The organism is Microcystis wesenbergii FACHB-1317, assembly GCF_014696875.1.
Lineage (GTDB): Bacteria > Cyanobacteriota > Cyanobacteriia > Cyanobacteriales > Microcystaceae > Microcystis > Microcystis wesenbergii_A.
The window spans coordinates 1-10,791 of the sequence record NZ_JACJQV010000236.1 but is presented as its reverse complement, the minus strand read 5'-3'; the positions used below and the strand labels follow the sequence as shown (position 1 = coordinate 10,791).

General features: G+C 43.6%; 4 protein-coding genes. 2 read left to right on the top strand and 2 right to left on the bottom strand.

What is annotated here, in order from left to right:
• The coding region (locus tag H6F92_RS24535) for an ISAs1 family transposase (protein ID WP_190359837.1) at positions 1–704 on the bottom strand (704 nt) is incomplete at its 3' end.
• Between the two features lie 760 nt (positions 705–1,464).
• On the opposite strand from H6F92_RS24535, the gene H6F92_RS26370 reads away from it, so the two are divergent.
• Together H6F92_RS26370 and H6F92_RS24530 are read left to right on the top strand one after the other, a co-directional pair.
• Positions 1,465–3,000 (top strand): hypothetical protein, encoded by a 1,536-nt coding sequence (locus H6F92_RS26370; RefSeq protein ID WP_242030262.1) that lies wholly within the window; start codon positions 1,465–1,467, stop codon positions 2,998–3,000.
• 21 nt (positions 3,001–3,021) lie between these two features.
• Positions 3,022–8,523, top strand: coding sequence for a LamG-like jellyroll fold domain-containing protein (locus H6F92_RS24530; protein ID WP_265795538.1), 5,502 nt, complete (start codon positions 3,022–3,024; stop codon positions 8,521–8,523).
• 338 nt (positions 8,524–8,861) lie between these two features.
• Here H6F92_RS24530 and hflX read toward each other — a convergent pair whose 3' ends face one another.
• Positions 8,862–10,505, bottom strand: a complete 1,644-nt coding sequence (hflX, locus tag H6F92_RS24525) for a GTPase HflX (RefSeq protein ID WP_190359836.1) — start codon at positions 10,503–10,505, stop codon at positions 8,862–8,864.
• Positions 10,506–10,791: the final 286 nt, after the last annotated feature.

Genomic DNA, 10,791 nt, shown 5'->3' with positions numbered 1-10,791 from the left:
CTTGATATTTTTCGACCATGACTATTATCTTGTTCAAGAAAACAACTTTCTGGCTTTGAGGAATTACTCAGGTCTTGAATTCGCTGATAAAGATTTTTCTGATTTCCTTTAACGGTGATAACATAATCATTTTTAGTCTTGGCTATTAAGCTGATTGTTTTCTTCTGACAGTGTAAAGCATCGCCAGTAAAAACTTTATTTTGGAGAGAGCAATCCTCAATTATAGCTTGACCTTCGTCGATTTCAGACCCTTTTTTGTTTTCGATTCTTTTTAAGTGTAATACCAAGCCACTTTCTTGACTAAACAATGAGATAAACATAATAAAATTTTGTTGTTCATTGTTAGGATTCTTTAGGGTGTTTTTGAGACTTTTTCCATCTATGCCTAGCCAATTTATATCATCTCTTTGTCCATATTCTTGTAATGCCCATTCATTAAACATTTTTAACAAAATCTGACCATCAACTCCCATCATCACCCTTCTAATTGTTGAATAGGATGGGACTCTTTCTGGAATTATGTTAAATTCTTTACTCAGCCTGTGCCGATTATTTTTAGCAAACTCTCCTAGCTCTCTATAACCTGAGTATCCTAGCATTGTTCCCAGTATTATTACTACTAATACTATCCATAAAGGGTGTCTTTTTCCTTGATCTTTCCGAAAGTCCTTGACTTGTTTTAGTTTTTCTATTAAGCTCAACATATATTTGAAAGGTTGGCGGTCACTTATCATTTTACCTGATAGTGATCGCTTTTACTTTTGATATTCTGATGGGAGAATGAAACAGCCCTACGATTAAGGGGGGATCAGCATCCCCCTTATCAAGGGGGACAGGGGGGATCGAACCTAAAATCCATTTTTAATTTAATTATAACCAGCTACTTAACTGCTGCTGCCCACATATATGTGAGGGAAAGTCACAAATAGGAGATGCAGCCGATAATTTTGGTTCTTCGGTTTGTCTTATGCAACGTACAGGATTATAAGAAATGAAACTCTTATAGAGAAAAACATTTGGCGATTTTTGTCAATTGTTTTCGATTAAATCTATTGCCAGACAAGGATTTAGTCGATTTATGCCACCCAATCGAACCATACCAAGTAACGAAGAACCATAATTTTCTGGCAATATAGTCTTTAAAGCCTTGTCTAGCAAGACTCCTACGAATGATAAGCACTGATTATCACACAAAGTCGAGGAGAGCCAGCAGTCTCCTAGATCATTTATCTCCCCCCTGAACGGTTAAAACTAAAAATTTGTTAAAAAATCGGGGCGGGGCGGATAATCGGTAATTATGATTACGGATGGCTGGCGGATTAAAGGTAAAAGTCAAGGAAACTTTCCTGAATAATCCGTAGTTATCCCGGAACCCAAAGGCCGATTAGGCTAGATGGCCGGGGATAGTGCGGTCATCGTTTTTGTTTTGTCGGATCTGTAAACCAACTAACTGAAAAGACACTTATGTACCTACTCAAAGACAAACTACAACATATTAGTACGATTACCCACGAGAGCAAGATAGTGGTGTTCGCCACCGATGCCGAAGGGAAAATTTCCTACACAGTCAAGCAAGAGGGGTTTGAAGATAGCTACCTCAACACCCCCGCCGACCAAAGAACCGGCTGGGAAAACTGGCAAACACTAGAATTTCCCGATGAAGATGATGACCAGTCGGTAATTGAGAAAGAAAAAGCCGAACTGACTGACCAACAAGATACCAGTCGATATCTCCTCAAATCCCTTTACAAAACCGAAAATGTAACCGCAGTTGCGCCAGTACAAGTCATTGCCGCCCTGGAACATATTTATGTTTTTCGGCAGTCCACCAGCAACACACTATTAGTGGACAGATTTGTGTTAGATGGCATGACCAATAAGCTGAACCGCAAGCTAGAAGTTCGGTTTAAGCGGAGTAAGCGGAAACACGCCCCCACGAAAAATATGCAACAGGGGTCTAACGGACTGGTTAATGTGGATACCTTAGACTTTCGTGATGCCAACGGTAAATTTTTCTATGAACCCACCACCGAATTATGTTTAGTTAATAACCTGCACAAAGGCTGGTTTTCTGTGGTATTGGTTCCCACCATTGAAAATGATGTTTATCGCTGGCATATTTTCGCCTACAATAGCCAAACCAAGAAAGTCGAATTAACCACGATTCGCGCCTCGGAAGCAGGACTATTTGAGGTTAAAGATTACACCGTTTTTGAAGAATCAAAGGATAGCCTAGTTCCCCGAAAAATTCCGGGGGTGATTAAGCGGACTTTAGACATTAAGGATGTGACAGTCACCAACGGTTTATCGGCCACTAAATACGATTTACAACAGGCGCAAGAAACCCAGTCTGGGGAAGAACAACTGTTGAAAACTGCCACGCGATTAATGTTAGCAATTCCCACAGATAAAGGGGCAGCCGTTTTCAGTTTTGCCATCGCCGGGGATGGTACTTTAGGAGAAATTAACAAAAACCCCGATAGCAAGCTTATTCGCAGTCGTCAGCGAGAAGTTTTGTTACCCTTAAACACCTTAGATGAAATAAAAGCAATAGGTGACACAACCCCTCCTCCCCAAGGAATTATTAGCGGATTCGCCGCAGGAACTGATGAGGAAGATATCGAAGATTTAGTTAAAATATCCACCGATGGCGGCGCATCAAAATTAGCCAATTACGATTTGGTAAAAATCAGCGGCACCAGCGATTATCAAGGGTTATATCCAACAATTAAAGTAGATAAAAATACCTTTGATATTGACATCCCCTTGGAGCGCGGCTTGGGTTATTGGGAAAAAGAAGACCAAGAAGAAGGTGGTTTGATTTTTGATGGCATGATTACCGCTTATGAAAAAACCGCCGAGGGCAAATTACGAGTCACCTGTGCTAATCATGGTTTGGAAAATGGCGATCAAGTCCAAATTACCGGCACAGAAGACTACAAAGACAGCTACCCCGTGCGAAGAATTGATGACACCCATTTTGTCATTGAACGCAAATGAGCAATCGGAGAGGCTGTTAATGTGAAATTGGTATCCCAAAAGCGGCGGGGAATCGTGTTTGATGGCGTGGATGATTATATCTCTCTACCCGAAATGAATCACAATTTCTCCGAGGGATTCACAGTAGAAGCTTGGGTTTGGTATGACAGTTTGAAATCAAATTCCCGAATTATTGATTTTGGGAATGGAGCAGGGGTAGATAATATTATATTTGCTAATCTTGCCAATGGCGGCAGAGGCACAATCTACCTTAATATCTTCGAAGGACAAAAATTACAAGGTGGTATTGGATCCGCATCGCTAGGAGTGTTGGAAACTGGAAAATGGATACACTTAGCGGCCACTATTGACGGGTTGAATGGTCAGGGTACCCTCTACAAAAACGGTGAAGTCATTCAAACTAGCTCTCTACACCTTCCTAAAACCATTAAGCGGACTCAAAATTATATCGCTCGCAGTAATTGGTCTAGTGATAGCTATTTTCAAGGCAAAATTAGCGATCTCCGTGTTTGGAAAATAGCCCGGACTGCTGAAGACATTAAAAATAGTATGTACCTACAACTGACAGGAAAAGAAGTCGGTTTAGTGGGGTATTGGCGCTTAGGTGGTATCTCCGAAGGCAAAGTAGTTGACTTTTCTGTGAACGGCAATGATGGCACTGTCTATGGTGAACCGTATGTCAGTGCTGCTACCCTTAGCCGTACACTGGGAAGCGAGTTAAATGCAGTTAAATATAGCAATTCTGAGCTATTTGCTGTCAGCGAACGGGCAACTTACGAGGAAAGTTTTGAGTTTAAAGTTAACTCACCCAATCTGGTTAATTTAGCCTATCTAGACAATGCCGATGGTAAAAATATTGGCACGAAGATTTTTACCTTTTCCTATTGGGGAAAAACCAGCCGCAGTGCCGAAGATAAAAAGACCATTTCGGCGGTACAAAATAAGTTTGAAGTCTTGGGTAATGGTTGGTATCGTGCTTCCTGTAATGTGACAATTCCCGATGAAGTCAGTGTGTTACGTTCCTTTGAAATTGCCAATGTTAAAGGAAATTGGCAATCGCTGGAAATTCGCAAACACCAGATTCGCCTCTTATCCGATAGTATTACGGAAGCGAAATACACAGACGATGTGACTTTGACAACTTTGGTGGATAACCATGCCACCTTAGCGGTGAAGTTAAAAGAACTGGAGGTGAAAGAGAAAGAGGAAATTGTTCTGCTCAAAGAAAAGCGAGAGTTAGACGCAAAACTTGCTGCATTACAAAATCTCGAAGAAACACGAAACCGTGTCAATCAATTAAAGCTTGACGTTTCAGCTTTTGTATCCCAAGAAGGAAATCTCAATCAAATTTACAATGATGCCCTGAATAACCCTTTGAATTATTGGTGTTTTATTCAACATAAACAAACAAGCTTGTTTTGGGAACACCTGGAGCTTGACAGCAGCAACGCCGCAAGCGTAGAATTGATCTCTTCTTATGGTGATGATTGGACTAAGTGGAAATTTCTGGATGCAGGCGGGGGATATTACTATATCCAACATAAGCAAACAGGTTTGTTTTGTCAGACAACTTCCTTCATAAAGTCCATTTTATTGATGCTTCCTGCTTATGGTGATGATTGGACTAAGTGGAAATTTACGGATGCAGGCGGGGGATATTACTATATCCAAAATAAGCAAACAGGTCGGTTTTGTGAACACATGAGTGGCGATTATGTATTGATAGAAATGATCTCTTCTTATGGTGATAATTGGACTAAGTGGAAATTACAACCAACAAAAGAGCAAACCAATGATAAGATAGAAAGGGCTTATCGAAATTTGGAAGAAATACGCCAACAACTTAGTCTAGCAAGGACTGAATTAAACCAACTCGAGCAAATACTAAAGGAGGGTAAAAATAAGGAAGAAGGATGGAGAACTCGCCTAGTATCGGTTAATCGTGACCTCACCAGCATTCAAACAAGTATCAACACCCTGAACACTACCTTCCTCACTGCTGTCAAAAACACTCAGGCAAAGCCCCCAACTATGCCCGAAGTTGCTAAAGATAGCAAGGGGTTAGTGACTCAAGGATCGTTACTTGGTTTTGTGCAACCTGCCAGCCGCCTCAATGCCATTGAAACTTGTGAAGGCAATGTCCAATTGAGTTATTTTGACCGCGCAGGACGGATGCGACAAACGAACTATGATGCTACCGCAGACAGCAAAAATGCTACTTTTGAACAGTGGATTCCTGATGCTCAACGGGCCTGTTTGAACTTTAGCAACAGCAACAGTATCGTTACCTTAAATAAACCCTTTTATCTTGCAGATGACTGGAGTGTTGAAGCTTGGTTTGTTTATCCATTACCTGATTTAGGAGAATGGAATACCTTAATCCGAGGCAACGATGTGGATCATCACATCCTTCTTGTCAGAAATCGTAAACAGTTAGGGACTTATCTGACCAATGATTCCTTGGGGAATAACTTTTACGATAGCGGTTTCAATATGGAGTTGTTAACCGAGGGATGGCATCATATCGCTGCCGTCGGTCGGGGAGATACGACTCTGTTTTATATTGATGGCAAAAAAGTGGGTGATGTGAAAGCAAAAGCCCTAAAAGATGCCGAGCAGAATCTGACGAAAAACCCCAATGATGAAGGCGCAAAGAAAAAGGTTGAAGACCTTAAGAAAGCTAGTCTGAAAGCTAAGAACAATGTTGCGTTTATTGGTAACCGTAAGGAAGATTGGGAACCTTTTGGAAAAGTTGCCGAAGTTCGTATTTGGGTAGTTGCCCTAAGTGACGATGAAATTGCCGTCAACAGTAAAACCTTGCTTAGTGGTAACGAACCAGGTTTATTGGCTTACTACCCCATGAATGAAGCCACAGGAGTGGAAGTGCGCGACCATTCCGGTAATGGCAATAAGGCCACGGTATCTGGGGCAGATTGGTGGGGTTGTACGGCCCCCATTGGCAATATCGACAATACAGTGATGAAGTTTGATGGGGTTAATAGTTATATTACTGCCTCCAAAAGCTTAATGAATAATTTGTCCACCTTCACTCTGGAAGGTTGGGTGAAAGCTCTCTCCCTACCAGAAAACGGAAGAATCTCTCTATTTGGGCAAAACGATGTGATTGAATTTGGCATCAATTCCCAAAAACTGGTTGTCTGGACAAAGGACTACAGTAACTCGTTTCATGCTGATGCTGTTTATCCACTTCATGAGTGGCATCATGTAGCAGTGGTTGGTAACGGCACAAATGTACTTCTTTATCTCGATGGAGTACCAATCAAAACTGGTGGTTCTCAAACCCAAAATTATGGAAACTCTTCTGATCCCTTTCAAATTGGCGCAGGAGTTTGGTCAGGAGGGAAAACAGATTTGTTTAACGGTAACATCGCTGAGGTTCGCATCTGGGAAGTTGCCCGTACCCAAGCAGAAATTCAGGCGGATGCTTACAAGCGGCTGAGTGGTAAAGAACCAAACTTAGTAGCTTACTATCCCCTCAATGAAATCCGACTGGAAGGTAGTACCCGAAAAGTCCTAGACCTAGTGGGCAACAATCATGGCACTGTCTATGAAGCCGTGACGGTAGATGATAATACCCTACCCATCGGTAGCGATGCCCTAGTTTCTGCTGAGTACAGCACCGTGACTCTGGAATCATCCACAAAAACCAAAGTTGCCATCATGCGGCGGTTCTTTGCTTATCCCACTGCCAACGGAGTCACCCTGCTACCCGATAAGCGGATTGAAACCTTAGAACTTAAATGGATTGGTAACGCCCAATTTGCTCCCACTTTGTTGGGGTATATTGAGGGGCCACCCCCCGTACCCAGTGAAAACCTAACCTTATCAGACGATTACAACGGTGCAACTTCTGTAGAATTAACCATATCGGAAGATGTCGAGTTTAGTTGGAATCGAGCACAAGATCATGGGTTAGGAGCAACAACTGATACCTTTACTGGAGCAGGGGGAACAATGTCTATCCTCACAGCACCTATGGGTATGGGAAGTTCCATCGAAACCAGTACCAGAGTCGGTTTCAAAGGTAATTTGGACTTCAGCTACCAATACCAAAATGAAAGTAACATTACTTCCAGTTCATCTCTGAGCATGACCGATAAACTGGAACTACGCGGCACACCAGAAGAAACTACTAAGTTTCCCCATTTGGGAACACGATTTATTCCCAAGAATATTGGCTATGCGTTGGTTGTTTCAGCCTTGGCAGATGTGTTTGTCACCCGACTAGCCCGCAGTGGCAGAATGGTGGGCTACCAAGTGCAGCCGGTAGATGGCATTCCTCCAGATGTCAACACCATCACCTTTTTGATGAATCCTGCCTACACGATGAACGGTAGCTTGGATGGGATGACTGGCAGCATTGCCACAAGCGATCGCTTCTTCAAGCACGTTCCCGAAATGCGTAGCCAGTACGGTTCCCTTTATCCCGCTAGTTACTATCGCCTGAAAGAGGCGTATGACTTAAAACGCCAAATTGAAGCGGAAGATAAACGCCGAGAATCTTACTTTTCTAACTTTGATGTGCGTTCCAATGGAACCTCTTTAGATCGGAATATCGACAGTGGACCTGCACCAACCAGCATTGGAGTGCAACGGGAAGAAGACAAACCCAGTACCCAAATGACTGACGAGGAGAAGAAAAAGGAGCAAGACCAGAAAGTTGAACAATTTCAAGCAGATGCTGCCGCTGCTTCTGACAAGACCAACGCTGCCGCCAAAGCAAAACAGGCCGAAATCCAAAGCAAAATTAATGACCAAGAGAAACGAGCGCAAGCCATAGAAGGTTTTGCAAGCTGGCAGAAACGGATGGAAGATATCCAAATTCGGGCGGGTAAGCGCAATATCGTCAATACCTACGTTTGGGATGCCGATGGTGGTCTGCGAACTGAAGCTCAAAGCTTTGCCAACACCGTAGAGCATACTATTGGTGGCTCTTTTGCGATGAATGCCGGGTTAGGAGTTGAGAGTTCATTCTCATTAGGTGCTGATATAGAACTCACTGCCCAGGCTACGGTCAATTTAACTCAAACCATGAGCAAAACTGAAGCTCGGAGTAAGGGTTTTCAGTTGAATGTAGCTCTGAGTGGTTTGGAGTATAAAGGCATCACCGATTACAACGATCGCCCGATTCTGCCCGGGGAAAAAGTAGATCGCTATCGGTTTATGAGTTTCTACCTGGAAGGAAGTACCGATAACTTCCACGACTTCTTTAACTATGTGGTCGATCCTGAATGGCTGCGTAGCAACGACGAAGAAGCGCGGGCCTTGCGTGAGACCCAAGCAGGTAAACCCAATAAAGCCTGGCGGGTACTGCACCGGGTTACTTATGTGGAACGTCCGGCATTGATGGGCTTTGGTCGGGATGTGCGTAAATTACGCGCTGCTGCGGCAGTCAGTGACAATCAAGCATTGTTGGATAAGATTGCTAAATTGGAGGAAGAAAACCAAAAACTTGAGAAGAAACTGGATACTATCATCGATTTGTTGAAAGAGCAGAAATAATTAGTAATTAGGGTCTGCTAAATAAATCTCAAATTAGGTGCCAGGTTTTGAGCGGTAGGGGCGAATTGCGTTCGCCCTCTTCAAAAACCTGGTATTTTTATTGGCGATCGCAAGGCTCTTATGTAGAGTTTGCTGAATAAATCTAAAAACCTTGTTAGATAAGGCTTTTAGACTTTTTTTCTCTCAAAAAGTGCTGACCCTTGTAGTGATCGGGGGGAAATTTAGGCACTTTTTCCCTGAAAATTAGGTAGGGTTTGCTGAATAATGGTAAAACCCCACACCCCACACCCCACACCCCACACCCTGCCCCCAGGAAAAACTTTTTCAGCAAACCCTAATTAAGCGATTAAATCGATTAACTTTTGTTTTAAAGTTTCCAATCCTAGCCGACGAATAGCCGAGATAAAAACAGCTTGGGGATATTTTTCCTTAGCTATTTCCAAATCGTCGCTTTTTACCTGATCCAACTTATTAAACACCATTAACATCGGACCGGTTTGAATCGGCATCTCCGAGAGGATTTTTAATACCGAGGCAATCTGACTTTCCCAAGCTGGATGGGAGAGATCCACCAGATGGAGTAATGCCTCTGCTTCCGTTACTTCCTCTAAAGTTGCCCGAAAAGCATCCACCAGCGCGGGGGGTAATTCGTGGATAAAACCCACCGTATCGGTTAGTAACAGGGTGTGAGAGACTTGGGTGAGGGGATCGGTAATAGTTAAGCGTCGGGTGGTGGGATCGAGGGTAGCAAACAGTTGATCGGCAGTATAAACTTCGGCAGCGGTGAGAGCATTAATTAAAGTAGATTTTCCCGCATTGGTGTAACCGACGATCGCTACACTGGCTACATCTTGTTTTTGCCGTTGTTTGCGTAAACGGGAACGATGAGCTTGCAGTTGATCCACCTCATCCTGGAGACGGGATAAACGACGTTGAATAGTTCGGCGTTCTGTTTCTAATTTTGTCTCCCCCGGTCCACGAGTGCCAATTCCTCCCCCTAATCTCGACATGGCTAATCCGCGCCCCGTGAGACGGGGTAAAGTGTATTCTAATTGGGCTAATTCTACCTGTAGTTTACCCGCTTGGGATTGGGCCCGTTGGGCGAAAATGTCCAGGATTACCTCGGTGCGATCGACCACTCTCACCCCGATTTGGTTCTCTAGATTGCGAATTTGGGCGGGAGAAAGGTCGCGATTGAATACAACTAAATTAGCCCCCGAAGTTTGCACCTGTAGGGCGATTTCTGCCACTTTTCCCGAACCGATCACAGTTTGAGGATGGGGATGATCCCGTTTTTGTCGGGTGACTTGCAAAACTTTACCCCCGGCGGTATCAACTAAACGCTCTAATTCGCTTAAACCGTCCTCAAACTGGCGATCGCTCATATTGTCGGTCATTAAACCAACCAATAGCACCCGATCTTCGGCTGTATCAACGGTTATAGCGGTAAATTCTCGCTGAAACTCCGCCTCTAGTCCTTCCACTAACTCTAAAAAGTCCTGTTTGCTTAAATCCTCTAGATTTAAGGGCGGGGAGACAGACCAGTATATATTACTATTGACATTTGTTTGACTTTGTGGTATGAGATGCGCCAGATAGACCTGCTCCACATAACCGGTTGCCCCACCACCGCGACGGATCATGCCTGTGCCAGTTAGGGTTAAGATCACCAGTGCGTCTAATCTTTGCAGAGCCATGGCGGTTAAACTGGATTCTTTTGGCGGTTCCTGCTTGAGTTCCGTGGCGATGCAACGAATTCCGCAAAGACGTTCGGAACCGTAGCGGGGTAGTTCCAAGAGAGAAAATTGGGTTTGTCGGGGGGTTCCCACTCCCACACGAATTACCTGGCCGCGACGGTTGATATAGGTGCAGAGGGGTTGATGGATATCGGTACTGATGGCCGCCAGTCTTTGGGCGAATTCTGGGGTGGTGAGAGTATCAATAGGCAAGCGTTCATGGTACAGCCTTTGTAGCTGTTTCATCTGACTAGCTTTTAGTCCTTGGGTATTGCCGAAGATGGTATCGATAGGCTTTCCTCACAATTGGGGTTTTATGTATTATTGTAGCGATTTTGACCATCGCTGCCCTTTTATACTAAATCCAGTTATTAAAGACTGATTATCTATTGGGACTTAAACAAATTTCAAGCCCAAATAAAGCCTAAACTGGCTTTGTAAGCGGCAAACACATCCCGATTCTCGGTCAGCCACTCAAAGAAACGGAAAGACATCGCTGTCCGAAAAGCTTCTAAAGCTTCCACAAAAGTGT

Excerpts from the sequence above, each read along its gene's own strand:
- H6F92_RS26370 (WP_242030262.1), top strand. The coding sequence starts at position 1,465 with ATGTACCTACTCAAAGACAAACTACAACATATTAGTACGATTACCCAC.
- hflX (WP_190359836.1), bottom strand. The coding sequence starts at position 10,505 with ATGAAACAGCTACAAAGGCTGTACCATGAACGCTTGCCTATTGATACT.